Genomic DNA, 674 nt, shown 5'->3' with positions numbered 1-674 from the left:
GCCGTGCATGACCATATCATCGTCGGCGCGCAGGGGCATGTGAGTATGCGGGCTAAGGGGTTGTTGTAGGGGGGGGCTGGGTGAGAAGCGGTCAGTCGGCTTTACATTTTTTCTTACGCTAAGCAGACATTAGGGGTGTTGATGTAAGGCAGCCATATGGCATTTTTAGCGAACAACAAAGCGAGACAGACAGTTGACTCTCAACGTCATCTTGAACTGGTTCCCGCTGGCAGTTCGTCGGAAGGCGATCGATATTTTGAAATAAGAGGTGAACGGATCGCAGGACGCTTCGCTGCATACATTGCCACCCCAACGGCTAACGATGCGTTGAGACAAGCATGCGATTTTATCTGGATCGTTAACTCGGTTTCCTGTCCTCCGGAACAACGTTCCACCTTTAAGGAGGTTATAGTTGAGGCATTGCTCGCCTACAAATTCGCCCATGGCTATCCACAGGATCAGAGTGCTGGTGTGATGTTTGCGGATGACCCAAATGCGGCCACTCATCGGCATCCGTGATTTAGCCCGTTCTGCCTATAACTGGTCGGTGTCAATCATCCTCCCCTAGCAGGGGAGGTGGCAGGGCGTAGCCCTGACGGAGGGGTGTCATGCTATCGATAGGGTGACACCCCTCCACCGGCTGCGCCGGTCCCCCTCCCCTTACAGGGGAGGAT

General features: G+C 54.2%; 1 protein-coding gene. It reads left to right on the top strand.

Annotated features, from left to right (window positions below; all coding sequences use genetic code 11):
* Window positions 1-156 precede the first annotated feature (156 nt).
* Complete coding sequence (locus tag IL54_RS23880) at window positions 157-519, top strand: hypothetical protein (RefSeq protein ID WP_150125806.1); 363 nt, start codon at window positions 157-159, stop codon at window positions 517-519.
* The last annotated feature ends 155 nt before the right edge of the window (window positions 520-674 follow it).

Source organism: Sphingobium sp. ba1 (assembly GCF_000743655.1).
In the GTDB taxonomy this organism is placed as follows: domain Bacteria; phylum Pseudomonadota; class Alphaproteobacteria; order Sphingomonadales; family Sphingomonadaceae; genus Sphingobium.
The sequence above is the reverse complement of the archived record's forward strand: the minus strand, read 5'-3'. Positions and strand labels throughout refer to the sequence as shown.

What these genes read in the sequence shown, in the direction of transcription:
- IL54_RS23880 (WP_150125806.1), top strand. Translation starts at nt 157, where the DNA reads ATGGCATTTTTAGCGAACAACAAAGCGAGACAGACAGTTGACTCTCAA.